A 24,118-nucleotide genomic window follows, 5' to 3' on the forward strand; every position below is an offset into this window, starting at 1 on the left:
GGACCGGTTCGGTGCGATTGCGCAAAGGCACCCGTAGCTCAGCTGGATAGAGCGCTGCCCTCCGAAGGCAGAGGTCACAGGTTCGAATCCTGTCGGGTGCGCCAACAAGATCAAGACTTTAGCCGCCTTCTCCAATAGCTCTTCAGCCGCACAGGAAGCACATAGGAAGCGGGCGGCGGAAAATTCCTGCTATTCCGCGCCATTCGAAAGGAAGCGGCGAAGCCCGTTCCCTTCGTCGGCCTGGTCCGACTTCTCTTCATCCCAAGTCTTGATCCACTCGCCATCGGTGCCGCCGAGGGCGCGGTAAACCTCTTGCGCCTGGCGGACCATCAGCTTGCGAAGATGCTCATCGGTGATGCCGACGCTTCGGCGGGCCGCATCCGTCCCTTCGAGCTTTGGCGGCCATACGGTGAGACCTTGGCGGGCGGTGCGAACGAAGGCGCATCCGGCCAACGCCAATCCGTTCGCCTGGCAATCAAAGAACGCCAGGATGGTGTTCCCGCCCTTGTTCGGCTTCGGCTGTGAAACTCGGTTCAATCCGGTGATGCTGACTTCGTGCATGGTCTTTCTCCTTTAGATGAAGAGGAATCCGCCTTCTCGGCTCTCATAGGGTGAGGGCGTCACTTCGTTCGCGATGACGCGGCCAACGGCCATTGCGGCGGCAACAGCACCGTCGATCCGCCCCCGCGCCCGTTCCTTCGTGAACTTCTCGTTTTCAGCCGCGTCTTTGTCGGCCACCACGTTGCCGAAGCACATGCGCAAGAGCGGGTTGCCGCCGTGCCGAAAATGCCCGGTGAGGATCGCCCGCTTCAGCTCTTTGACGGGCGCGGCCATGCTGGCAAAGCCCTGGCCGAATTGATTGATGGTGAAGCCCTCTTCCTGAAGGGCAGTGTTCACCGCCGTCGAGTTCCAACGGTCGATCGCGATTTCCTGCACACCATATTTTTCGCCGAGGGCGATGACGTGATCCACGATCGCCGCATGATCCACCACGTTGCCGGGCGTCAGGGTCAGGAAGCCTTCGGCGGCCCAGCGCGCATAATCCGCCCGATCCTTCTCACCCTTCTTTGCGATGTTCGCTTCCGGCAGGAAGAACATGGGCAACAAGTCATATCGGCGGCTTTCGCCATCGCCTTCAGGGAAGGCCGCCACCACCGCCGTCAAATCTTCCACGCTGGAAAGATCGATCCCGATCCAGCATGGCCGCCCGGTCAGCTCTTCAACTGGCGTCATCGCCTCGGCGGCATCATAAACTTCGAGCGCAAGCCACGGGTTCGCCGATCCCTCTTGCCATTGGTTGAGGTGGAAGCGCCGGAAGTCAGCAATCTCGGCGGGGAAGTGTTCGATGCGCCGCGCCTTAATCCGCAGCTCTTCGAGCGAGCAGAAGCCGGCATCGATCGCGGGATTTGCAGCGTGCCACGCGGCTTCATCGCGCCAGTCCGCTTCAGGCTCGGCAGCGAAGATGATCGGTGCGAATGTCGGGTCTTCGATCTCGCCTGTCGCCACCTTGTGCGAGTAATTCCACAGATCCCATGCAAGCCCGCCTTGGCCGTCGCCAGCGGTGGAAATGATGACGGTGAGCGGATGCGAACGCTTCACCATCGAATCCGTGACGGTCTTAAAGAGCTTCCGGCCCTCGCCGGTCGGCCAAGCGTGAATTTCATCGGCCAGGAAGAACGACACGTTCAGTCCGTGCTTCGAATATGCTTCCGACGAAATGGCCTTCAGGGTGCTTTTCGTCTTCGGATGCCCCAGCGACTTCCGGCTTTCCACCGCGCGCACCCGGCTCGCAAGCGTGTCATCCTGAAGAACGAATTGATGGGCCGAGTTGAAGGCAATGCCCGCGTTTTCGCGATCGGCAGCAGCCATAACCACCTGGCCGCCCGCTTCGGCTTCCGGGCCGAGGAAATGCGCAAGGCCGAGGGCAGCGGCCAGCGTGGTCTTCGCATTGCCGCGCGGAATCCAGATGCAGGCCATGCGCACCACGCGGCTGCCGTCATCATTCGACGGGCCGTAGATGCGGCGGATCACCGCTTCCTGAAAAGCATGAAGGTGGAAGTGCTGCCCGGCGAAGTCGCCTTCCCAAAGCTGAAGGCGGCGCACGAAGCGGCAGATGCGATCGGCACGGCCTGTCGGGTCATCATATAGCGCCGGGTCAGGCGAGAAGATCGGCGTCCCAATTGTCATTCGACTTTCCTTCGTCTTTGCCCTTCGAGCCTCGGCGGTGCGGGGTTAACCCCAGCTCGGCGGCCAGTAGGCGGGCTTCGCGCATCGCGGCGCTTTGCATTCGAAACGCCGGGTGCGGCTTCGGGCCGTTCTCGGTCGTCACCATGCGGCCTTCGCGGCCCATGATCTCTTCGGTTTCGCGGACCATCCCCACGGCCACGCAATAGCTTTCGAGGGTCGCCAGGGTGTCGGCGAACAACAGGTTCCGGTTGTGAAGTTGCGGGGCTGCCCGCTTCCATTCGGCCTTCGCCTGGGAAGTCAGCCACGAAGGCGCGGACGGGCATTTGCCGCGCACGGTGCCGCCATCGATGACGGTGAGCTTCGGCTTCCGTCCCTTCATCCTAAAAACTCCCATTTTCGGCGAGATTGCGCGCGAGATGGGGGCGTCGGTCCCAGCGGGTTCGGTCAAAATTCAAAACCTCCCCCTCCCATGTTGATCGGCCTGCCGAACGCGCCTTCGGTCGCCACGGCCTTCCGGCTGTTGCAACGGCGGTTCATCGGCTGCCAGTTCGATCGATCCCAGAAGAGGCGCATATCGCCCTTGTGAGCGGTGCGGTGATCCACCATGTCGGCGACCTGGCCGCAGCCACAGGCGCACAAGCGGTTCTCCGGCAAGGCGAGGAAGGCTTTGCTTTCCCGCTGCCACTTGCTGTCATAGCCACGGGCGCGGGCAGACGGGCGGCGCTCATCGGCGGCAGCCTTGGCCTTCGAGGCGCAGAGCGGGCAGCGTCTATCGGTGAATGGCGGATGCCCAGCGGGGCAGTGCTTCGGCGGCGACCACGGCATTTTGTCACCCGCTCGTTATGGTGTGCAGTTCAAGCCCTTCTTTCCGGCCCAGCTCTCGCACTTCCTGAATGTTGTGATCGCGCCCGCCATACTTGACGCTATCCAGAACGGTGATGCCGTCGATCCATCGCAGGCGGAAGACAACCATCCGCGAAGATTGAATGCCGCCAGCGGCGAAGAACTCCCGGCCCGACTGTTGCGAGACATGCGCCCAAACTTCGTATTCGGTCGGGTCGCCATAAATCGGTGAACCGAACGGATCGTAATCGATGATCTCGCCCGGCTGGCTCACGATGATGCGCCGATCCATGTCACCCGCGCGCATGGTCAGAAGCTCCACGTCTTATGATCGCGCACGAAATCTTCAGCGCCATCGGGCGTTTCGGTGATGAAGCCCGATCCGATCACCACGCTTTCGCGATGCTCGAAGAGGTGGCCGACGCGCATCTTGATCGCGGTGCGGATCGGTTCGGGAATATCTTCAGGATCGTCGCCGAAGCCTGCCGTGAACGTGATCGTCACCGCTTCCGGCACATTGCGGATCGTCGGCCAGCTCTTGCCATAGGCCGGACGGACCTTCGCACCTTCCACAGTGCCGAGGGCAAACGCCTGGTATTCTGTCGGGGCAAGGGTTTGGGTGACGCCATCGGGATCGACATAGGTGATTGCGTCGATCGACTGGCACGGCGGCAGCGGGATCGCGATTTCGCTGGCGAAGCGGTCGAGGGTGAGATTCCACGTTTGCGTGACAAGGCAGCGGCCAAGCGACCCGTCGCGCCCATCGAGGCGTTGCGTGGCGGCCTTGATGAAATCGGCGATGCGGGCGTCTTCGTCATTGAAGTCAACGTGAATGTGCTCCTTCACCTCTTCCAAGGTGACGGGATCGTTCACGGGTGCTGTCTCCAAGATCAGGGGCATCGCTCGCAACCTCTCGATTGAAGGAGCAAGCCCGGCCAGCCGAAGCCAGCCGGGCAAGCCGGGTCAGGCAACGGGGCGCTGGTGCGCATGGCCCTTGATCACCACCGCGCCGGCAGCGATCGAGGTGCCACCGTTCTTCGTGAGGACGGTGCGCAGGTAACGCTTGTTTCCGATGTAGCCGACCTTCACCACCGAAGCGGCTTCGAGGCTGGCCGGGAAGGTTCCGACAAGATCGGCGGCAGCCACGTCAGCAAAATCGCCGCTGGTCGTGGTGTCGCTCTCCTGAAGCTTGGCGGTGAAATCACCATCACCGGCAATCGCGCCGGTATTGATGACAACCGCCGCGCTCTCGAAGCCCTGAAGGTCGATCGGGTCGGAAGTGTTCGTGGCGGAAAGCACGGCGGGCGCAACGGCCTGCACGGCTCCGAGGTTGTTTGCGAGGTCACGCATGGTCATTGCTCCTTACGAGGTTGCGCAGCGAAGCTTGCGAAGCGCCTCGGCGAACACCACACCACCACCGACACGGCGGCGGGCATGGAACCGGACAAGGCCGTTCGTGGCCTGGCTGTAGGGGTCGCGCATCACCGAAAGCGCCACGCGATCGTAGATGCGATAGGCCCGGGCGAAGTCGCCGAAGGCGATCGGCTCGGCACCCGCGCCAACATCGTCCATGTCGGGCGCTTCGATGACGGGGCGGCCAAGGATCGTTTCGGGCTGCCCGGCCTGATAGGACGGCTGCCAGAGGAAATTGCCCTGGCCGTCCTTCAGCTTGCGGATAGCCGCCAGCGTGTTCCCGTTCATCATCCACGCACCGGCATTCCGGTAGAAGGCGGGCATGGCATACATGAGCGTGATCAGCGTATCGGCGGGCGCGGTGCCGAGGGTCGAAGCGTTGCCGGTCGGGGTGTAGGCAACCGCGTCGTCGGTCATGAAACCGACAGGCTTCTTGACGCCATTGCCCGCGACAAGCGCGCTGCCTTCGAGGCGACCGAACTCTTCGGCCAGATCGAAAGCAACTTCGGCTTCCACGTTGACGGCGGCATCTTCGAGAAGACGAAGCGACACGTCCACGTAGCAGGCCATTTCGTGAACCGGGATTTCCACCTGGCCGTAGGTTGATCCCGTTTCCGGGCGGTTCTCGGTTTCGCCAACCCACGAAGCCGTAGGCTTGCCAGTGCGCTTCGGCAGGATCACCGCGCCGGAAGAAGTCGCGCCGACCTTGGCGGCCTGGCGAACCGGCGACACTTCCACGATGCCCTTGATCACCTGGGCAACGAAATCGTCGGGTGCGAGGTAGCCGCCCGCCGTGTCGTCGGCCACGCGAAGCGACTTCACCTCATCGGCAGGAAGAGCTTCGCGCCCATGACGAAGGAAGCCGACGAAAGCCTTCGCCTCAACCTTCTCCGGTGCCGTCTTCGTCTCAACCGACGCGCCGGGGCGATTCAGCTTCTGTTCGATGCGCTCGGCGGACTTGGCGACGTTGCCGACGCTTTCTTCCACCGACTTCAGCCGGGTATCGATCCCGGCCACATTCTCTTCGAGGGTGGCAACGCGGGTTTCCACGTCATCACCTTCAGTTCCCGCTTCAGGCGCGGGCGCCTTCTTCTCAACAGCCATGATCAGGCTCCTTTTGATAGCCGCGCCCATCGCGGCAGGGTTTCCGGCTTGCGCCGTCTTCACGCTGGTCACGCGCGCCCGCGTTGCGGCGGGAACGGAGACAAGCGAGATTTCGATAAGTTCGAGGTCTTGCAGCTTGCGGCCGCCACCGGCCCGGCGCTCCGAAGCGCGTGTGCGGAAGCCGATCGAAAGGCCATTGAACGCGCCACTTTTGAGCAGCGCATAGGCTTCCTGGCCGCGTCGGGTTTCGAGGATCAGGCGGCCAGTGACGGCAAGGCCAGTCGCGTCTTCCCGAAGCTCAAGCCAAACGCCAATCGGTTCGGAAGGATCGTGCTGCCACAACATGAGCGGCGTGGTGCCAGCCGCCTTGTGTTCGGCCAGGCTCTTCGTGAACGCGCCCTTTTCGATCACGTCGCCATAGCTGTCCGGCTCACCGTCGAACACACTGGCGTAGCCGGTGAGAATCCCGGCTTCGTCGGTTGCGAACTTGACTTCAATATCAACGCGATCCATTGCCGCCCCCTGCCGCATTGGCGTCTTCGGTGTTCATCGGCAGACGGAATTGATCGCCACCCGCATAGGGCGCGCGGTTCTCGGCAGCTCGCACTTCGTTCGGCGAAAGCAGGCCGTTGGTGACGGCCTTGGCGTAGGCGTCGAACCGGGCGGCCAGATCGGCGCGGGCAAGATCGTCGGTGAGAAATTCGGCGTAGTATTCCGGGCGCTCGTCCGGGGTGAGGAGGGCGCGGCGGATGCCGCCTTCCCAGCACTTCAGCCAGGGCAAGAGGGTCAGCGAAAGGAATTGCTGCCCCATGCTTTCGGCGTTGTTGTGCGTCGCCCGTTCAAGCTCCTGAAGCAGATGAAGCGGAATGCGGAACCCGCGCGCGATCTCGGCGACCTGGTGGCGGCGCAATTCGAGAAACTGAAGATCGACACTGGTGAATTGCAGAGCCTCGAAGTCCATCCCGTCTTCGAGGATCAGGGTCTTTCCGCCATTCGAGCCGCCAGCATGGGCGGCGTTGAAGCTTTCGCGAAGCCGCTTTAGGGCCTCCGGGCCGAGGGTCTTGCCGTATTTGAAGACGCCACCGGGACGCGCGCCGGAACTGAAGATGCGCGCGCCGTGCTCTTCCATCGCCAGCGCCAGGCCGATCGCTTCCTTCATCTGCGTGATCGGCGACATGCCGACATGCGGCGAAGTGCCGAGTGCCTTCAGGTGAAAGATTTCGGTGCGGTCATAGACGCGCTGGCCGCCGTCACCGGACGAAACCTTATAGGAAGGCTCCATCGTGATGGGATCGACTTCCACGGTGACGCATGGCGACGGGATAGGGATAAGCTCGGCGATCTTGCCGCCCGTCCGATTGATGAAGGCGAACGCATTGCCGTGAAGGCAAAGCGCGGTCTGCATGAAAAGCCGGAACTCGAAGGCAGAAGTCCATTCGTTCGCCTGGCCGTGCAACAGCTCGGCAAGCGGGTGATCGGTGGCGCGCTCTTTGCCGCCATCGGGCTTCCGGCGATGAAGATGAAGGGGCAGTTGCGCGACGGATTCAGCGATCACCTTCACCGACGCATACACGGTCGGGCAGCGCATCGCGGTTTCGGGCGTGACGGCCACACCGGACGCGGACGGCGTTGCGCCGAACAAAGCAATAAGCTCCGGCGAAGGGTCCGCCAGAGTTGTCTTCGTTTCCAGTCCGATCAGTTTCTTGAAGCCCTCGAACATCATCACCCGCGCACAAGGTTGCGGGGTCAAGATCGGGGCGAATGTCCAGTATTCAAAGCAAAAACGGCCCTGAAGGCCGTCTTAGAAGTGCTCGAAAAGGCGAGGAAATTCAGGGATTTGCCGGGGCTTTACGCTGCCCTGGCCCGGTCGCCGAAGACTTCCTTCCAAGCAAGAGCTTCGGCTTCGTGGCGGGGCAATCCGCCGTCATATTCCATGATCGCGGCGCGCTCTTCGTAGGCGTCGAGAAGGTCACTTTCGCGCGTCTCATCGTCAATTCGTGGTGCTACAGGTGCTACAGGTGCTACAACATTGATATTACTGGATAATATCGGTAGCACCTTGGCGGGTGCTACGGTGCTACAGGTGCTACAGGCCGGTGCTACAGCGCCGACACGGCTGGCGAAGTCGGTGAACCGCGCAAGATCAGGCACGGGCGGCCTCCCTTGCATCGTCGCCGAGGATGCCGGACGTAACCACGTAGCACCGGATCGCCGAGGGGAAGCCGGGCACACGCTGGTTATTCTGGAGCTTGCCCCCGCTGCCGGGCTTCAGCATCCCGCGCCCGGCCAACGTCTTCGCAACCATCACCGCGTCAAGCCCAGCGCACACTTCGCCGCGCCAGACTTCGGGCAGGACGATATATTCAATGCTTCCCTCATCATCGCGACGGCGGAAGCCCGCCCGGTTCTGAATGCGCGTGTCGATCGGTGCGCCTATGTTGTCGGTCGGGGCAAGGCTGCCCATCGGCTCGAAGCGGGACGTGCCGTGCAGCTCGATAAAGCGGCGGACGGCGGACAACGCTTCGCGCTCTTCAGCCGGTTCGATCCCGCCGCGTGTGTCGAGCCAATCGCGGAAGCACTTCGCCGCTGCCTTGGTCGCTTCGCCCGGCTGCCACGGCAGCACACCGAAGGCCGTCGCCATTTCACCACCGGCAGCCACAAGAGCGAAGCGCGCCACAACGCGGCTCACCTGTCCATCGGCATTCGGCGGGCAGTTCTCGGTGACAAACTCATTCTGGAAACCGCTCACCACGGGCGCGATACCGTCGAAGTCGCGGGTCAGCCGATCAAGATAGGCATGGGAAGCGTGGCCGAAATGCTCACCGGCTGCCGCCTTCAGGTGCCGGGCGAAGGCATCGGCGGACGGGAAGCCATGAAGAGTTTCGAAGATCCCCATGCCCGCGCCTGCATCTGCCGGAATATCCACGATGCGGACTTCCTGCCCGGCTGCCGCTCGGCGGCCCCTGCCATCCTCGGCGATCTTGTCAGCAAGGCCAATCTCCCCCGTCGAAAGGAAGAGGGTGCGCCACCGGGCCGCGCGGCGCGCTTCACCGCTTCGCCCGGCGCGGGTCTTGCCCTGGCCGTTCGCCAGCATGTAGGCGACCTGGCCGACTTCCCGGCTATCGCATTGGCCCATTTCATCGAGCAGCAAGAGGGTGTCGCAGTGCATCAACGCCACCGATTCCAGCCCGTTCGAAGTCGCGCGCCAGGTGCGGGGAAAGTCGCGCCCGCCCCATATCGATCCGGCGACCTGAAGGGCGGTCGTCTTGCCGATCGAAGAGCCACCGCGAAAATGAAAGCCACCGGATTCCGCCTCGGCGGGCAGCAAGAGCGGCCCGGCAAAGGCGGCACTCATCGCAAACGCCAGCCGGGAATTGCCAGCGGCATATCGGGCAAGTCCCTCTTGCCATCCCGCCAGCTCACCGCCGACGCGGTAGGGATCATCGGCCATGCCGTCGCTCTGATAGATGATGCGTTCGGCCATTCTAATTGTCTCCGAAGGTCTGCCGGGGAAGGACGAAGGCGCGTCCGCCCCAGCCGAGACGATTGACGCAACGTGCCTTCGTGTCTGGCCGGGCGGTCGAGATGTATTCGTGCAAAGCGTCACGGGCGAAGCGGCCCGGTGCCATGATCATGCCGAGGGAAAGCAGGTGTTCGCGGTAGGCGGTGCCGTCACCGGCCAGCAGCCGCATGGGCATACTCCATTCCTTCGTGCGGCCATCGCGATCGGTGACGCGCAAGAGGCGGCCCCAGTCTTCGCTTTCGGTGCTACGGGTTTCGGCGACCACTTCGAGAAGCGAGCAAAACCACTTCCATTCGATCGTGATGATGCCGGTTTCCTTGTCGGCGCGTTCGATGCGCTTTTCGACGCCATTGGCGACCACGCGGAACGGCCAGCGGGTCAACTCTTCAGGCTCGCCAGCGGCAACGCGGCGAAGGGTTTCGCGCTCTTCGGCATCGTGATAGATCGGCAGGAAGGCCGGATCGCTCTTCAGCTCGGCGACGGCCTCGGCGGTCCAACCCTCTTCGATCGCGTCGGCAATATCCCAGCCTTTCGGGATCACGCCTTCGCGAAGCGTTTTTTCACCGTCCATCCATATCCATGCGCCGAGGCGATCGGGCGGAAGGTGCAGGACGGCGGCAGCGCCAGCCGCGCGCGCCAGTTCGCAAACCCTGTCGCCGAATTGCTGTCCGGCTTCGTCATTGTCGGTCGCAATGATCACGGTGCGCCCGGCGACGGCGGACCAATCTGCCTTGTGAGGCGACTTCGCGCCATGCGGCGGCGTTGTCGCTGTCATATCGGGGAAGAGGATCGCGGCAGCGTCGGCGGCCTTCTCACCTTCGGCAACAATGATATGGGCATCGGTGCGGGTGACGATGCCGGGCAGGCCATAGAGCGGGCGCGGTTCAGGAATGCCCTTCGCGCGCCAGGCGCGGCGGCCTTTGCCGAGGTCGCAATAGGTGATCGGCAGATAATCCTTCGCCGGGTTGCCAGCATCGTCCACATAGTCGAACCGGGCGACGTAGCCGATCAATCGGGCTTCAGGATCGTGATAAGGCCACGCCTTCACCGGCTCCCCCAACTTCGGGTGCCGGAACTGCATGGCGGGCGCGTGATCGGGCACGGGAACGATCGGCAGCTTCTCGCCTGCCTTCGGCGCGGGGCTTTCGGCCAGCGCGATTTCGTCCGCCGACAAGGGCGCAAACATCGCGTTCATAGTCATGCGTCCACCCCCAGCATGTCAGCGAGGGCGCGGGCGGCTTCGGCCTGGCCGGTTCCTGCCAGATACGCGGCAAGGCTCACCGGATCACCACCGCATTCGTCGGTGGCGAAGTCGGCCCATTTGCCGGTATTCATGTTCACCCGGAAGCTTCCGGGGTTGCGATCGGATCGCCGAGGATTGCGCGCCACCCATTCGTGGCCGACGCGGCGACCATCGGGCAGCCACCGCGCCAAGAGCGACGGCAGTGCGGCAATCGCGGCGGCATTGATGCGGGCGAAATCCAGCACGATCCCGTCCTAGCCGTGAGAGGTGTTGCGGACGGGATCGCCCAGCTTGTCGGCGGCCCAGCTATCCAGCTCCACAGTCGGATAGAGCGGGGTGCGGTTCACCTTCTGATAGGCAGGGCCGCCACCGACCGAAGCCCACTTCGCGAGCGTTGCCGGGGCAACCTCGATCCCGTGAACGATCTTCAGATAATCGGCAGCTTCCCACCGACGAAGGCGGGGCTTGCGAAGGGCGGGCGGAAGGCAAGGCTCCGCCGTTCCCGCCGAAGCGGGTTTCAATTCTTCAGTCATCTTCGGTTCCTTTCAGTCCGTCCCGGTCTTCACCGGCTTTGCTACAGACACCTTTCCGCTACGGCGGCGCGGTAAGCCCAAGGGCAACCCGCTTCATTTGCCGGATCGCTAACGAGGCGTTCACGTCCAGCTTCGTTTGAAATTGCTCCCACGCGCGGCGGGCTTCCGGCTCCTTCTCTTCGTCACGCAGAATGGATTTCGCTGTCCGGTCTTCCTGGCGAAGCTCGGCGATCGGCTCGAAGTCGAACGAAATGCTTTTGTGGTCGAAGCGCCTTTCCTGCCGCAGTTCCATCCACTGGAACACGTCAACGGCGTACTGGCGCGGGTCGGGATCGTGGTAGCGAACCCAAACCCAGCGGCCATCCACAATGTAGAAGTGATGATCCACCGCGTCGTGCGTGTCGGGCGACGTGTTGTTGAACTCGTAGATGCCGAGCGGATCGATTTCGGGCCGGTAGAGCGGTTCGCCGAAGCTGCGCCAGCCTTCAGGCAAGCCGCCGATCATTTCTTCCTGCCACACGGGCAACCATGCGATCTCACCGATGCTGACTTCTTTCGGTGCATCGACCTTCACGATCGGGCGGCAATGCCTGTCGAAAACATGGCGAGGAACGTTATCGGTCGGCAACCATCCGCCATCCGGCTGTTCGATCGCCAGCATGGCAATGCCCCCATAGGGCGATGGAGACGCTTCGAGAAAATTGGGGCTGAAGTCGATTGTCTCGGTCGGGAAGCTCGCCAGCACGGGAACGGCATTCAACAGATTGGCGGCAGCCTCGATCGACAAGCCGCCCTTGCGAAGCGCTGCGACAATCGCCACCGCGTTGCGGGCCTGCCGGGAAATGCGGCGGGTGTTCTTGCTGCCGCGCCCACCGCCCTGAATCTGTCCGCGCATGTAGGGAGTATCGAGGATCAATCGAATGTCGCGTTCGGTCTGGCCCGTCCATTCGGCCAGCTCGGCATTGGTGATCCGTCCGGTCCACCATGCCAGAACCTTGCTTTGATCGAACGCTAACTTCCCGGTGTGCATCACGGCCTTCCTATCTCACGAAACGACACTTAGCTGTCATTTGAATAGAGCGCAAGCCCTAACGACACCTTGCTGTCATTTCCACCGACTTTCGTTTTCCCGGCGTTGCTTCGGCTTTCCAGAATACGGGGAGCGGTAAGGGCGTGGATAAAGATCGGCACAAAAAAGCCGTCCCACCGATCGAGCGGGACGGCTCCACAATCCGGCATCATGGAAGTCATCCGCGATTTTTGGTGGAATCCTCTTCGTCGCCGAGGGATAGCCCGGCGCATATGATTCGAGCTTCGGCGGCTTCCAGCACCGCAAGGAAGGCTTTGAAAAAATCGATGCTGTCTCGGATGCCGTTCCCGTAGAGCTCGAAGATGCCTTCACGATCCATGCCCGCGATCATCTCCATAAGTTCGGGCTTGGTCTTGAAGAGCGTCAGCCAGGCCATTCGGACAGATACGAGGTAGGGATTTGCCAGCCGCGCCCATTCCTCATTCGAAGGCGGCTTCCACTCGTCAGGCTCGTGCTGCCACGGCTCGAAATCCATCGCAGCAAAATCTTCGTCCGTCATGTCATCGGGCAAGCCTTCGGCGGCTGCCGGAACGGTGCTGTTCGGCATCTTGCTATCTCCTGTTCTGTCGAAAAACGACAGTTATGTTGATAACCGACGATTAGGGATAGATCAAGCTATTTTCGACAGTTCTGGTGTTAGGCGACAGATCATGATAAAGCCGAGGCATGATTACGTCCGCACAATGCCGCGCCGGTCGCGCCCTTCTCGATTGGTCGCAACAGCAGCTCGCCGATGCCGCGCGCGTCGGCGTTGTCACCGTCCGCCAGTTTGAAGGCGGCGGATCGCAGCCGCGCAACGCCACGCTGGACGTGATCCAGCGCGCGCTTGAAGAGGCTGGCGTGATCTTCGTGGAAGAGAACGGCGAAGGGCCGGGCGTCCGGCTAAAGAAGGGGAGCTAGGATGGAGATTTCGTCGTCGGCACTCACGGGTGCGCTCCGCGTCGGCGTTCAAGTTGTCGTCGGGCGAAAGCGGCCCGTCCTTGAAATTTACCAGCAGCTCCACAACACGTTTGATCCGCCCTTTGAGATTGATCAGAAGGACAGTGCGGGGAAAACAGTCCGCGTTGACAAACACCGTTTCCAAAACATCTTCATCGACCTCACGCTGATCAACATCGGCGGGGATCGGGCGGAAGGCGTGACGTTTGAAGTGTCGGGAGAGTTTCGGCGCGAAGAACCGCGCCAAGAGCTTCCGGAGCTATTCGGTGCAACGATCGGCCAGGTTGCGCCGGGGCAAACCCTCTACCTGATGCGCATCGATAGTCATGACTTGAACATCTATGCGCCCGAGAAGCCGGGAGACACCACCGCTTTCAAAGCGGTCGGTATCAAGAAGGACACTCTGGAAATCACCATGCACTATGATGGGCCGGACACGATCCTAAACAAGTTGCTTCGGTGGCCTCGGCGTTGGCGCGGCTTAAGGCAGTATTCGAGCACCTTCATATTCAACCCGTCGATTTTTATTGGCGACCTTCCACCGCCCAGATACCAATAGGGACGATATGAGCGAACCGATTACCTTTGACGAAGCCGACTGGCGGGAACTAACCGGGCACGACAAGAAGGCATTGCGCACGTTCTCACGGGTCGCGATCGACTTCGAGCCGCTAGCGAAAGCGTCCGGCGTCGGCCAGAAGAGCATGGACGCGCTTGTAGCCAAGGGTCTTGCGGTCGAAGGCGAGACAGGACTGCACGGGCGCACCTTCAAAATCACAAAAAAGGGCTGGCTGGCCGTTGAATGGCTTCATGGTCGCCGCACACGGGTCTATCCCGAAAGTTGAACTATGCCGCTCGCCTATTATCCTTCCCCTGGCGAAATCGTTCTCTGCGACTATGGGACAGGCTTCATCTCGCCTGAAATGGTGAAGCTTCGTCCCGTCGTGGTTGTTTCGCCGAGATTGCGGCGGCGCGCTGACCTGGTTGCCGTTGTGCCGCTCAGCACCACGCCCCCCAATCCGGCCGAGCCGCACCATTGCAGCTTCACGCTTGCGGTGCCGCTGCCCAAGCCGTTTGAAAGTCCGCAGATGTGGGCAAAGTGCGATATGGTGGCGACCGTAGCCCTTTCCCGGCTCGATCGCTTCCGCGACGGTCGCGTGCCCGGCGGCGGCGCTCGCCGCTTCAGGACGGGCAAAATGAGTGCCGCCCAACTGGTCGAAATCCGCAAGGCAATCCTGCATGGCCTCGGCCTTGGTTCATTGACGATTCACCTGTAGGAGCCTATATAGGTGACTGTTCCCGCTCTGCTTCGGCATCGGGCTTGGAGACTGTCTCTTCAGTGAGGCAGCGGGTCTCGCGTCGGCGATAACAAGCTTGCGAGGCCGTCGTGTGTTCGCAAAGGCCCTACCGAAGAGGTGGGGCTTTTCGCGTTTTGGGCACGAGCCGCAGCGGTTTTGTAGCACCTGTAGCACCTGCCGATTTGCACGGTGCTACAGGATTTCCCTTTTATTTTCCGTGCTGTAGCACCTGTAGCACCGCGAAAAACTGTGTCCGCGCGACGGCTTCAGGCGTTGCGCTTGCGGTTCGGCAGTTGCACCACCTTGCCTTCGGCTCCCGTCATCATCCCGTGGATCGTCCGCGCCACCTTGTCGGCAGCGGCAATCAACACGCTGTCGAGGTGATGCACATAGCGCGAAGTCACCGATCCCGCCGCATGGCCCAGCATCGCGGCGATCGTGCTTTCGGTGAAGCCAAGATCACCGGCCACGCTGGCGTAGGAATGCCGAAGGGTGTGCGGGGTTATGCCTTCCAGCTCAGCGCGCTTCACAATCCGACGCCATGCGCCCGGCATCCCGCCGAATGCGCCTTCGCCGCGAAGGGCAGTCAGCACGAAGGGGTTTTCCTTTCCCCGCTCTATCGTCGCCAGCACGTCGAACACTGGCCTTCCGATCGGGCGGACGGATGCACCTTCCTTCGAATCTTCGAGACGGAAGCACCCGCCTTCGTCATCGACTTCCGACCATTTCAGGTTTTCGACTTCGCCGAGGCGGCAGCCGGTGAGGGCAAGCAACCATGCGCCCTTGATCCCTTGTGCGGTTTCCGCGTCGGCCTCGGCAGCGGCCAGCGCCTCCCCAAGCGCCTTGTATTCGTCGGCGGTCAATCGCCGCTGGCGTCGGTTATCGGCGGGACGCTTCACGCCGGTCGCGGGATTGAACGGGATCACGCCTTCCGACACGGCGAAGGACAGGATGCCGCCGAGAAGGCCAGCGGTGCGGGCTGCCGTGCCAGTGCCGCCTTCCACGATCGCCTTGCCGCGCTTGCGCTCGGTCTTCTCCACCACCGCCGTCTTGCCGCTGGCAACGTCTCGAATGAACCGGGCAACGTCCGCCTGGGTCATGTCGCGCACAAGCTTGTTGCCCAGCAGCGGGCGGATATGGCGATCGATCCTGCCGCGATCGGTGTAGAGCGTGGAAGCCTTCTTTGCCTTCCCACCCTTGCCCATGATCAAGCCGCGCTCGGCAGCCTGAAGGTAATTGTCGCAGAGCTGCGACACGGTGAGCGATTTGCGGCGCGTCACCCGATCCTCTTGCGGGTCTTCGCCGCGCGCCACGTCGCCGAGGATGCCTTTGGCTTCCTTCCTGGCCTCTTCCACCGTCAACGGGCCGTGCGTTCCAACCTTCACGCGCCGGGTGCGGACGCCAGCGCGGTATTGCGCCACATAGACCTTCCGGCCAGTCGGCCACACCCGCACACCGAAGCCGGGAAGCTCATCATCCCATTCGAAATAGTCGCTCGATTTCGGTTCAAGGCCATCGATCAGCCTCTTTGTGAGCTTCGCCAAAATCGGCCTCCTAAACGCTACAGGAAGCATATAGGAAGCAGCAGGAAGCAAATGCGGGTAATTTCGCGCGCAACCGATGCCTTTCCATATGCCTGGAAATTGCAGCGATCATAATAGTCTAGCGATGCCGGGTAAACAGCAGGAAGCAGCGGAAAAGCACAACAACGCGCCCTCCGAAGGCAGAGGTCACAGGTTCGAATCCTGTCGGGTGCGCCATCTCACATTTTTTGATATTTTCCCGAAAAAAGCTAAACGGAACAGTTAGTTGCGGGGTTCGAAAACCCTGATTTCGTTGATAGGCTAATCGCTCCGAAAACGTCAATTTTAGCACTGTTCTCCGGTCGGCTAAGCGCTCTGAAACCCATAATTTCCAAGGGTTTGAGAGGAACCCCATAGCGAGTTCGAACATTTCCTCGAAGGTGCGCTTCGGCGCTGCTGCTATTGCGCGTTTTTCTGCGGCGATCAGCTTTTCCCGTTCGAGTTTCGCAATTTTCTGCTCATATGCTTTGACCGCTGTCGGACTTTCAGAATCGACGATGCGGTCCACAAGCTGTTCGATCTGTTTGTCCGCTTTTGCGATATCGCGCTCTAACGCCAGCTTCAGTTCTTCGGAGCGCGTGCGCTGCATTTCCCAACCACGCTTGAACATGTCCGCAATCATGTTGAACAGGTATGGTTTTGGTTGGAGGCTTTGCAGCATCGTTTCAAATTCGCTTTCCAGCTTGTCGCGTGGAATCGATTTGCCGCGGCTGTCACATGCGCGATTGTAGCAAAGATAATAGGGATGGCGCTTGCCGGTCTTGCTCTTGGAATAGCAGGCGGTCAAGGGTTTGTGGCAATCGCCGCATGTTACGAAACCGCGCAGCGGAAAGTCTTCGTTGATGTCCTTGCGCGCAGGCGCTCGCGCATTGCCTTTGAGGCGCTCCTGGATTTTCACGAACGTCTCGAAAGACACCAGACCTTCATGCTTAGCCTCTCGCAAGGAAACATTCCATTTCGGTGCTTCCAGATAACCGGCATAAACAGGCCGTGTCAGGATGTCGGTAATGCGCTGGTTGCGGATTTGTCCATCGGGCAGGTCTTTGGGGAAATCAGGCTGGCTTTCAAGAAAGCGCTTTACCTCGACCTGTGTGTCGAAACGGCCCGATGCGTATCCCTCCAACGCCTCCTGCAGAATCGAGGCTTGCGGCTCATCGCGCACCAAAAGCTTACCGTGACCACTTTGCTTTTCATATCGGTAACCGACAGGGGATTGAAATACCCAGTAGCCGTTCATGGAACGTGCACGCATGCGGTTGATGGTTTGTTCGGCGTTCTTGCGGCTTTGATGTTGCGATACGGAAGCTAGGATATATTCGTGCAGTTCGCCGTCTGCATCATCGCGCAGTTCGACGGAAGGCGATTCCAGGATGCCTCCTGCGGCGGCGATGGACTGGCGCAGGTCGAAATGGACACGCACATTACGAGCGAAGCGTGAAATATCGTCGATGATGACGACATGGGGATTTTTACGGTTTGACTTCAGATATGAGAGCATGGCCGTGAAGCCGGGCCGGTTGGCGCTTTGGCCAGTAAGGTCGTCGGTAAAGACCTGCACCACGTCATAGCCCTTGTAGCGCGCAAATTCGCGGCACCGCGTTTCCTGCGAACCGAGGCCGTCGCCGCGTTTTGTTTGTGCCTTGGATGACACGCGGCAATAGATCAGCGCGTCAGTGATATTGTGGCTGTGGCCGTCTTCATATCTCATTGCGGCACCTCCTCTCCGGACTGCGCGCTGTCTTTGCGATCGGTCCGTGATTGCCTAAAGTCGCTCGATAGGAGCTGGGGCGGAGAGGCGGGAATTGCCTTTGCCGTTTCTTCGATATCAAGTTCATCAAGAACAGTTTGCACGGAGTCGACACGGTAGCCAAGATGAACGAAGGAGAGGACGATATTCCACCATGCCTTTACGTACTCGCACTTTTCTTCGTATGAGAGGTCCGGCTCATCAAGCATGGCTACATAGTAGTCCCAGTCGATACCGAGACTGGGCAGCGCCGCCTTGAGCTCCGCTCCTGCTGCGCTTTCTTCGCCTGGGGGCTGTTTCTTTTCTGTCATGCTCACGCTCTCCTTATTACCACTCTCCCTTGTCCATATCAGAACAAAAAGAGAACACTATAGGTATAAATTCCTATATTTTCAAGTACTTTCTCCAAAAATACTTGAGACCGCAGGCCATCTACCGTGAAAGCGATAGGCTTTGCTGGCGCGGTTGCTGGGCACGCTGCTCTTCAGCTTCAATCTGCGGGCGATAATACTGGGTATCCAGATCCTTACCCCATTCGTAAAAATCGCGACCCTGCTGGAGCTTGAAGGCTTCACTCATGAGCCGCTTGGCCCCAAGCTCGGTAATATCGAGATTGGCTGCCATATCCTGGGCCTGGTGGGCGGCGGCGCGATGGAAGGAAATCTTGTTGCCATCGCGCACCATGGGCTCGACGGCGCGGGCATAAATCACGGCGCCGGATTTTTGCTCTGGCGTTAAAGCCTCTTCATTGGCTTTGAGCCTTTCGCGCATCTGGTTCATGGTCATGCCGGTTCTGGCTTTGAACAGATCACGCACAATGGTTTCGGCCTTCATCTGGTCGAACTTTTCCGTCCGGGCATAAGCGAAGGAAAAGTCCTGAAGCTTTTCCTTGAAAACGCCTGACTTTTTAATCTCCTGCTCGATGATACCGGTGATGGTCATCCCCTCATCAAACTGGCTATTGGTCAAAAGCCGCCCTGAAAAGCTCTCGCGGGCAGCAGCTACTCTTTCCATTTCCTTCGGATCGTAAGTGAGATTCATAGCGTCTTCTCCTTTTCTAGAGTGGGATGCCGCCTAAGGCTGGCGGCTGCGTTTTAGGGATGGTGAACGATGGAGCTGACGTGCCTGCGGCTCAGACTTATTGCGGCGTTCAATGCCGCTCCTGCGATCTGCCGCGCGGGAGAAATCCTCATGCAACTGCCGGGATTTTGCGCGGGCGTGCTGGCAAGTATCGATCAGGCGTTTGATCTCACGCGCCTGCATCTTATCGATGGCGGCTAAGCGCCTGTGATGGGCATGCTGCACATCACGAACGGCCTGGCGGTTGATGTCGTCTTTGTTCAAGGCATCTCTGCCGAGAAACCGGGGCTTCAAGTCTTTGTTTTTGCGCCCGGCCTCATTGATTATGCGCCTGCGCGCCATCTCAACGCGCGTGTCGAATTCATTCCTGTAGGCCTTATCTTCGTGCACGCGCCGGGCCTCATGAACCTTCACGATGTCCTGATAGGTTTTCCATTCACGGGGCGTGAGGATGAACTTTGCTTCGCGTTTCAAACTGGCCAGTTCAAAGGCGCGGCGAAGATCGTTTTGGATAGACATCAGCGCGCCCCCCTCAGCTTAAAAAACCGAATGAACGCGCACGCGCCATCGCGGGGAAAATGCACTTCAAAGCGGCCATAGGGACCCGAGTAATTGCAGCGGGAATGAATGCGCTGCTTATGGCCTGCATAGGTTCGGCCATGCGTGCTGGTTAAAACATGCGGCAGGCCGTAGATGGCAACGGCCACATAAGCGGCCACCGGCACCGCCAGCCAGATGAAATAAACCGCGCGCAGGAAACGAGGTTTTTTCATGTGCGCCTCCTGGGCGGCGCGGCGATGCGGACACGCGGATCAGGTGTTAAAACACCGCCTTCAAGCGGGTTCGGCGCAATCTCATGACAGTAAGGCGCAAGATGTTGCTGGCTGGCTTTTTCGCACACGATAAAGCCCACGCCGCTGACATAGATGACCTGACAATTTGGCGGCAGGCGCATTAATTCTTCGGCGGTGAATATCCGCTCGCGGCCCGTGCTAAGCCCGCCGGAAAATTCAGGATTGCCTGAATTGTAATTGAGGCTGGAGCTCAATGTCTCGCGCTCACCCATGGCGCGGCTGACACGTTCGGCTTCTTCGACATTGGCAAATTTGAGCCATTGGACGACACGAACATTGTCTTCCAATGTCGCAATCAGCTTGTCGCCATTTTGCCGCTGCATATCTGAACGGGACTGCGCGATAAAAAGCGTGCGCAGACCAAAGGCGCGCTGGATCGTGACTTTTTCAATCATGTCACGCGCGGGCGTGTTGGCCGCTTCATCGAAGACGAGATCGGTACGGCCGCAGCCGCCAGCCATTTGCGCGCTCGTAAAGGCGTTAAAGTGCAGGCCGTAATAGATGCCAAGCCGCGCCGCATTGCGCTGGTTCTGGACCAGGAAAACGATGTAGTTTTCTTTTAAAAGCTGCTCATGCGTAATCTCGGCATGCGCTCCCGCATCTTGCAGCGGTCCTCCCGGTGCAAAGATGCGAAGGGCTGAAAGCGCGGCCAGATAATGCTGGCTGTAATGCTCCGGATCATTGTCATGCAGCTCTTTGATCTGCATGGCGCGCGAGCGGGTAAGCGGCGCGCCTTCTTCGGCCTCTGTCGCAACCGCGCTCATCCACATCTGCGGATCGGATAAGAAAGCCGCAACTCCGCCTGGCGTTGCCAGATTGGGAAAACGGCTAATCAAGATCAGTATCGCAAGCTCAAGAAATTCACGCGGAACCTGTCGCCAGAAGGTATTCTTTGGATCGTCCTTCGGCTCGTTGATGAAGATGTGCGAGACGTTTTCAATTTCCAGCATCAGGCTGGAACTCTTGGCCTGATACGCCGCTATCAAGTTGCTGAGTGGATTGAGAGAAATGCAATATGGGGCGAACTCATCGCCGAGCTCACTGTTGTCATCGAGGGCCGCGACTTTGCGGCCATAAGATTGACAGAGCCTGATAAGCTGCGCGGTAATCTCTCCGGACTTTACATCATTCACGACTAAAGACCGGTCTGTATCGGCCAGCATGGAAAGGACTTCCGGCACGGCCACACAGGTCGTTTTACCCCCGCCAGCCGCTGCATAGATCAGCGACGAAGACGTACTATCCGGCTCGAAAATCGGGCTGCCGTCTTCCAGAGAAAAACCGAGTATTCGCCGGCAATCCCCGGAGGCGCCCCGGCGGGCCTTTCGGTTTAATCCCGCCGGAAAAAGCTTTTGCAAAAGGCCGCTCATCGCAGCATGCCCGCTTTGCGAAGCGCCTCGGCGCTTGCGAGTGTTGCAGACTTGGGCTGGGCACGCTTTGAATACTCCGCGAACAGCTTGAGCTTGCGCATCAAGGCAATAGCGCGAACAAGCAATTTGAATGACGAAATGGCAAGAAGAATGGAAAGGAAGCCAAAGCCCCACCATTCAATCGATGTTGGCCAGATGAAAAATGCGCTCGCGCCACAGATTGTTGCCACCAGCAAATTGACATTGATCCTGACAATGTCCCCAAAGGCGTTATACGCACTCATGCAACGCCTCCATTGCTAGCGGCAACGGGTAGCGCTGCAACAATTTCTCTGCGCTTCGCATCGAGTTCGCCACGCGTGCCCCACACTGCGCCTGTCAGTTCGCTGCCCCGTAAATCGCGGGAAAGGAGTTGGAGCTGTGCAAGATGGAAACCGCTGAAAGCAGCGCCGATGGCGATGCCAATGCAGGCCTCAATCTCACCGGGATAAAGCAGATCAGAAAACGCTGCAGCGAAACCGCTAATGCCTCCCGCCAGAATGAGCGCAGGAGCAAGAAGTGGCCTGCGCACAGAGACAACTGAAAGAGTTGGCAACAGGTAGCTATCCCGGTGTGTTGAGACAGATCGCTCATCAATATGGAGATGACCAAAGATCATTTTGCACCTCCGTTAAATTTGCATTTTGGTGCGCGTGCAGCGCTGTCGAGCGTCGCCTGAAGGCGTGCGACAGATTCCGGCGTGACCATACGTAAGGAGCCGGCATAGAGTGCGAAGGGCATCCGCTTTTCTTCAACCGCCAATGCAATGGCGCAGGAACAAGTGGTCTCCACACCCTCCAGAGCCGCGTTGATACGGCTTGTTTCCAGCTTCTGGGCGCGGGCCTGCGCGGCCCGCGCCGGGGCGCTTAACAGATCAAAAAAGCCGCATAGCCCTGCGCTTGAAGGATCGAATTGCCCGGCAATCGCGCGGCAATCAAAGGCATCTAATGGCGCATCGCTTTTATGTTCGCGGCGGATGCTGGCCCGCAGGCCAGCCTGGCATTGTGTTTCCCATCCCGACATCGCGATGGTGCGCTTGGCCACCAGAGGTCCAGCAACAAAGTAGGCGGTAAGAGCAATGACCGCGGCGCCCATCATTAGACCTCCGCTCATCGGTAAGCTGGACAAATCAGCGCGCATCGTTGCCTCCGCTACCAGGGCGGCAGCGGGGATAACCGCTCTCACGCGTCTTGCAGGTAATAATCAGGGTCACAGGCGGGCGGGTAGAGACTTCCGCTGCGCCTTCTTCATCAATGATGCCCTTGATGGCGGGATTTGTGGTCACGAACAGGGTCATAAGGCAAAGGGCGATCAACAGCCCGAAACCCATGGTGGACAGGATGTCGCTCAAAAAACCAAGAAAACGCTGCATCTCAGGCCCTCACTTATTGTCTGAGCGTTCGCGCGGATCGAAGGCGCCGAACTGGCAGTGAGTCTTGGCAGTCGCCCGCAAAGCGGCGGCGCTGAAGCCCATATCGCTCAGCACTCCTTTTGGGGCATTTTCCAATGAAGTGTAGGTCGGAGTTGCACCTCCTTGGGCATTGCCAAGGTCGATGCGAGTGGACACATCACCACCTCCGGCGCTGATGTAGCACCACTGGCTTTTGATAGTGCCCGCAACAACATCCGCACTAGAGGCGAATGTGGTGCCAGTTGAAACCTCGTACTTCGTACCTTCAATGCGCTTACGGGCGAAGAACGTAATGTCTTCAACGCCTTTCAGCGCCGTTTTCAGATCCTCTTCCGGCTTGTCGAAGTTTTTCCAAAAATCCGCTACCGACGCACCGAAATTCATCAGCGCATTCTTTCCGTCAAAATCGCGGGCAATGAGAGCGGTGATGCCGAACATCGTAGCTCCAGTGAGTACTCCGGCGGCGGTGGTTCCAAGAAGACGGGAAACGCTCATAATCCTTCCTTTCAAAGAATGTTGGTGGCGGGTCAGGTGGAAGAGACTTGGTCGTCGTCGTGTTCATCGCCTTTGCGCGCTTCAACCTCGCGGAAGGCTGTAATCAGGATGATCAGCAACGCTCCTGGCGCGATATCGATGAAGACGGCCGCCAGCCACTGCGGAAACAGCGGTTTCCACTTGGTGCGGATGGCGGTCATTGCATCTTGTGGCCGAACGCGCTTGAGTTCGGGTTCGTCGATAGCGCGGAGCTGTGTTGCCGCTGACTGCAACGCTTCGGCCACCGGCTTCGCCATCTCAGCAATGATGCCAAGCTGTGCATTCTGATTTTTCTCGAACGCTGATGAGGCAGTTGTCGGTGCCGGAAAAATTGCCTTTAAGCTCGTAAGCGTTGCTTCTATCGATACCGCGTAATCCAGTTGAGAAAGCCGACCCAAAAGGTCGTCCATCTGATCGGCAGCGTTAGATACAGCTTCAACACGCGGGCGGATCGGTCCTTGCGTAAAGGTTGCGCGTTTAAGCTGGCTTGATGCCGCGCTGATACGTGACTGCAGCTGCTGGGACGCGGCAATGCCAGATTTAAGTTCAGTCAACGTTGTATCGAGCAGACTGGCAACCTGACCAAAGCCAGACGAAACTTTTCCTGGGCCGGGACTACCCGAATAGGTCCCGTGCTTGATTTCACCCTCTTCGAGCTTGCGGAACCTTTCGGCTTGAGCCTGAATCGCTGGAACAAGGCGCTGCGCCATCGTCGCACGCGCAAAAATGGCACTCTTCTGATCTTCATAAAATATCGTTGTATCGGTCAGCGTCATCTGCACTGCCGAACCGCCGCCGAGCGCCAGCATGTTGAACGGCGCATCAATCGCGGCAATGGAGAGTACGTAAAACACGGCGGCAGCAAGAGAAGCTCCGAGCCGTTTGCCGCGCAGGCGGTAAATCAAGCCGAAGAGGTAAAACCAGCCCAGCCACGAAAAGACGCCAATGGTAATGGCAAAGGCGAGCGCCTGACCTTTCTGGACAATATCACCGCCAAGTTCGGTCAGCGGAACCGACACGCCGTAATAGGTCAGCATGACCGTGGCGGTGCTTGGGATCATCAGCAAAATGCCGGTCAGCATTTCGCGGAACGTCACTTTCTTGAACAAGATGCTGGAGTTGCTGCGCTTGGACCGAAGCCAGCGATGGATTGCACGAGGGAGTATTTGTAAAATGGCATACAGCGAATGCGGGGTGGTATTGTTAGACGAGCAAGTCGTGTCAGCGACATCGTTTGGATGCCTACTATTTACCTTGTCAGCGGTTTTTGATTTCGGCTTACGGCCGTGCGGCGTACCGCCTTCTAGTGTATTTAGGACAGCCATGT

The 24,118-nt window shown here is 59.6% G+C and carries 33 protein-coding genes and 1 tRNA gene; 5 read left to right on the forward strand and 29 right to left on the reverse strand.

The genetic code is table 11. The features are described from left to right. The first annotated feature begins 27 nt into the window (after positions 1-27). Positions 28-104, forward strand: a tRNA-Arg gene (locus BLU32_RS17970). 85 nt (positions 105-189) lie between these two features. Here BLU32_RS17970 and BLU32_RS17975 read toward each other — a convergent pair. The 16 genes from BLU32_RS17975 to BLU32_RS18050 all read right to left on the reverse strand — a co-directional run bounded on the left by BLU32_RS17975 (position 190) and on the right by BLU32_RS18050 (position 12,483). Beyond that, a complete protein-coding gene (locus tag BLU32_RS17975) occupies positions 190-561 on the reverse strand; it encodes a hypothetical protein (RefSeq protein WP_093809217.1) in 372 nt (123 codons plus the stop codon). 12 nt (positions 562-573) lie between these two features. Then, a complete protein-coding gene (locus BLU32_RS17980) occupies positions 574-2,187 on the reverse strand; it encodes a terminase large subunit (protein WP_093809219.1) in 1,614 nt (537 codons plus the stop codon). Continuing rightward, a complete protein-coding gene (locus BLU32_RS17985; protein WP_093809221.1) occupies positions 2,156-2,566 on the reverse strand; it encodes a phage terminase small subunit P27 family in 411 nt (136 codons plus the stop codon). The genes BLU32_RS17980 and BLU32_RS17985 overlap by 32 nt, the downstream gene beginning before the upstream one ends. 65 nt (positions 2,567-2,631) lie before the next feature. Next, a complete protein-coding gene (locus tag BLU32_RS22105) occupies positions 2,632-3,012 on the reverse strand; it encodes a hypothetical protein (RefSeq protein WP_040485447.1) in 381 nt (126 codons plus the stop codon). A gap of 4 nt (positions 3,013-3,016) precedes the next feature. Beyond that, positions 3,017-3,352, reverse strand: coding sequence for a phage head closure protein (locus tag BLU32_RS17995; protein WP_093809223.1), 336 nt, complete (start codon positions 3,350-3,352; stop codon positions 3,017-3,019). Further along, positions 3,340-3,930: a phage head-tail connector protein gene (locus BLU32_RS18000; protein WP_093809225.1), complete on the reverse strand. Its 591-nt coding sequence runs from the start codon at positions 3,928-3,930 to the stop codon at positions 3,340-3,342. The genes BLU32_RS17995 and BLU32_RS18000 overlap by 13 nt, the downstream gene beginning before the upstream one ends. A gap of 63 nt (positions 3,931-3,993) precedes the next feature. Then, on the reverse strand, positions 3,994-4,380 hold the full coding sequence (locus BLU32_RS18005; RefSeq protein WP_093811285.1) for a hypothetical protein: 387 nt from the start codon (positions 4,378-4,380) through the stop codon (positions 3,994-3,996). Positions 4,381-4,392: 12 nt separating this feature from the next. After that, positions 4,393-6,060, reverse strand: coding sequence for a phage major capsid protein (locus BLU32_RS18010; RefSeq protein ID WP_093811287.1), 1,668 nt, complete (start codon positions 6,058-6,060; stop codon positions 4,393-4,395). Then, positions 6,047-7,297 (reverse strand): phage portal protein, encoded by a 1,251-nt coding sequence (locus BLU32_RS18015; protein WP_157727731.1) that lies wholly within the window; start codon positions 7,295-7,297, stop codon positions 6,047-6,049. The genes BLU32_RS18010 and BLU32_RS18015 overlap by 14 nt, the downstream gene beginning before the upstream one ends. Positions 7,298-7,395: 98 nt before the next feature. Beyond that, a complete protein-coding gene (locus BLU32_RS21885) occupies positions 7,396-7,698 on the reverse strand; it encodes a hypothetical protein (protein ID WP_157727732.1) in 303 nt (100 codons plus the stop codon). Next, entirely contained in the window at positions 7,691-9,031 is a 1,341-nt protein-coding gene (locus BLU32_RS18020; RefSeq protein ID WP_093809229.1) for a DUF927 domain-containing protein, read from the reverse strand. The genes BLU32_RS21885 and BLU32_RS18020 overlap by 8 nt, the downstream gene beginning before the upstream one ends. A gap of 1 nt (position 9,032) precedes the next feature. Then, positions 9,033-10,265 (reverse strand): DUF927 domain-containing protein, encoded by a 1,233-nt coding sequence (locus BLU32_RS22485; protein WP_157727733.1) that lies wholly within the window; start codon positions 10,263-10,265, stop codon positions 9,033-9,035. 2 nt (positions 10,266-10,267) lie between these two features. After that, entirely contained in the window at positions 10,268-10,558 is a 291-nt protein-coding gene (locus BLU32_RS18030) for a hypothetical protein (protein WP_023432056.1), read from the reverse strand. 9 nt (positions 10,559-10,567) lie between these two features. Then, positions 10,568-10,846, reverse strand: a complete 279-nt coding sequence (locus tag BLU32_RS18035) for a hypothetical protein (protein WP_023432057.1) — start codon at positions 10,844-10,846, stop codon at positions 10,568-10,570. A gap of 58 nt (positions 10,847-10,904) precedes the next feature. Then, complete coding sequence (locus BLU32_RS18040; protein WP_093809233.1) at positions 10,905-11,876, reverse strand: hypothetical protein; 972 nt, start codon at positions 11,874-11,876, stop codon at positions 10,905-10,907. Between the two features lie 217 nt (positions 11,877-12,093). Further along, positions 12,094-12,483, reverse strand: a complete 390-nt coding sequence (locus BLU32_RS18050) for a hypothetical protein (protein WP_093809237.1) — start codon at positions 12,481-12,483, stop codon at positions 12,094-12,096. A 119-nt stretch (positions 12,484-12,602) separates the two neighbouring features. Between BLU32_RS18050 and BLU32_RS18055 the strand changes: the two genes are divergently transcribed. The 4 genes from BLU32_RS18055 to BLU32_RS18070 are packed head-to-tail and all read left to right on the forward strand — an operon-like array spanning position 12,603 to position 14,152. Then, positions 12,603-12,836 (forward strand): helix-turn-helix domain-containing protein, encoded by a 234-nt coding sequence (locus BLU32_RS18055; protein WP_093809239.1) that lies wholly within the window; start codon positions 12,603-12,605, stop codon positions 12,834-12,836. A 1-nt stretch (position 12,837) separates the two neighbouring features. Further along, positions 12,838-13,434 (forward strand): hypothetical protein, encoded by a 597-nt coding sequence (locus tag BLU32_RS18060; protein WP_093809241.1) that lies wholly within the window; start codon positions 12,838-12,840, stop codon positions 13,432-13,434. A gap of 7 nt (positions 13,435-13,441) precedes the next feature. Then, positions 13,442-13,720 carry a hypothetical protein gene (locus BLU32_RS18065; RefSeq protein ID WP_093809243.1) on the forward strand — a complete coding sequence of 93 codons (279 nt, stop codon included), beginning with the start codon at positions 13,442-13,444 and terminating at the stop codon, positions 13,718-13,720. Between the two features lie 3 nt (positions 13,721-13,723). Further along, entirely contained in the window at positions 13,724-14,152 is a 429-nt protein-coding gene (locus BLU32_RS18070) for a type II toxin-antitoxin system PemK/MazF family toxin (RefSeq protein WP_093809245.1), read from the forward strand. Between the two features lie 287 nt (positions 14,153-14,439). Here BLU32_RS18070 and BLU32_RS18075 read toward each other — a convergent pair whose 3' ends face one another. The 13 genes from BLU32_RS18075 to BLU32_RS18125 all read right to left on the reverse strand — a co-directional run bounded on the left by BLU32_RS18075 (position 14,440) and on the right by BLU32_RS18125 (position 24,116). Then, a complete protein-coding gene (locus BLU32_RS18075) occupies positions 14,440-15,717 on the reverse strand; it encodes a site-specific integrase (RefSeq protein WP_093809247.1) in 1,278 nt (425 codons plus the stop codon). A gap of 118 nt (positions 15,718-15,835) precedes the next feature. Then, positions 15,836-17,464 (reverse strand): recombinase family protein, encoded by a 1,629-nt coding sequence (locus BLU32_RS18080; RefSeq protein ID WP_093809249.1) that lies wholly within the window; start codon positions 17,462-17,464, stop codon positions 15,836-15,838. Next, on the reverse strand, positions 17,461-17,814 hold the full coding sequence (locus BLU32_RS18085) for a hypothetical protein (protein WP_093809251.1): 354 nt from the start codon (positions 17,812-17,814) through the stop codon (positions 17,461-17,463). The genes BLU32_RS18080 and BLU32_RS18085 overlap by 4 nt, the downstream gene beginning before the upstream one ends. 121 nt (positions 17,815-17,935) lie before the next feature. After that, positions 17,936-18,544 carry a hypothetical protein gene (locus tag BLU32_RS18090; protein ID WP_093809253.1) on the reverse strand — a complete coding sequence of 203 codons (609 nt, stop codon included), beginning with the start codon at positions 18,542-18,544 and terminating at the stop codon, positions 17,936-17,938. Between the two features lie 33 nt (positions 18,545-18,577). Further along, on the reverse strand, positions 18,578-19,102 hold the full coding sequence (locus tag BLU32_RS18095) for a hypothetical protein (RefSeq protein ID WP_093809255.1): 525 nt from the start codon (positions 19,100-19,102) through the stop codon (positions 18,578-18,580). Beyond that, positions 19,102-19,356, reverse strand: a complete 255-nt coding sequence (locus BLU32_RS18100) for a hypothetical protein (RefSeq protein WP_093809257.1) — start codon at positions 19,354-19,356, stop codon at positions 19,102-19,104. The genes BLU32_RS18095 and BLU32_RS18100 overlap by 1 nt, the downstream gene beginning before the upstream one ends. Then, positions 19,353-20,807, reverse strand: a complete 1,455-nt coding sequence (locus BLU32_RS18105; protein ID WP_157727734.1) for a type IV secretory system conjugative DNA transfer family protein — start codon at positions 20,805-20,807, stop codon at positions 19,353-19,355. The genes BLU32_RS18100 and BLU32_RS18105 overlap by 4 nt, the downstream gene beginning before the upstream one ends. Then, positions 20,804-21,091 (reverse strand): hypothetical protein, encoded by a 288-nt coding sequence (locus BLU32_RS21890; RefSeq protein ID WP_157727735.1) that lies wholly within the window; start codon positions 21,089-21,091, stop codon positions 20,804-20,806. The genes BLU32_RS18105 and BLU32_RS21890 overlap by 4 nt, the downstream gene beginning before the upstream one ends. After that, the gene (locus BLU32_RS21895) at positions 21,088-21,465 is read right to left on the reverse strand and encodes a hypothetical protein (protein WP_157727736.1); all 378 of its coding nucleotides are present in this window, start codon (positions 21,463-21,465) and stop codon (positions 21,088-21,090) included. Before BLU32_RS21895 ends, BLU32_RS21890 begins: the two co-directional genes overlap by 4 nt. Continuing rightward, positions 21,462-21,986: a hypothetical protein gene (locus tag BLU32_RS18110; RefSeq protein ID WP_093809261.1), complete on the reverse strand. Its 525-nt coding sequence runs from the start codon at positions 21,984-21,986 to the stop codon at positions 21,462-21,464. Before BLU32_RS18110 ends, BLU32_RS21895 begins: the two co-directional genes overlap by 4 nt. Next, positions 21,976-22,218 (reverse strand): hypothetical protein, encoded by a 243-nt coding sequence (locus BLU32_RS18115; protein WP_093809263.1) that lies wholly within the window; start codon positions 22,216-22,218, stop codon positions 21,976-21,978. The genes BLU32_RS18110 and BLU32_RS18115 overlap by 11 nt, the downstream gene beginning before the upstream one ends. 9 nt (positions 22,219-22,227) lie before the next feature. Continuing rightward, on the reverse strand, positions 22,228-22,695 hold the full coding sequence (locus BLU32_RS18120) for a hypothetical protein (protein WP_157727737.1): 468 nt from the start codon (positions 22,693-22,695) through the stop codon (positions 22,228-22,230). An 89-nt stretch (positions 22,696-22,784) separates the two neighbouring features. Beyond that, a complete protein-coding gene (locus BLU32_RS18125) occupies positions 22,785-24,116 on the reverse strand; it encodes a hypothetical protein (protein WP_157727738.1) in 1,332 nt (443 codons plus the stop codon). Positions 24,117-24,118: the final 2 nt, after the last annotated feature.

This window comes from Stappia sp. ES.058 (assembly GCF_900105595.1).
In the GTDB taxonomy this organism is placed as follows: Bacteria; Pseudomonadota; Alphaproteobacteria; order Rhizobiales; family Stappiaceae; genus Stappia.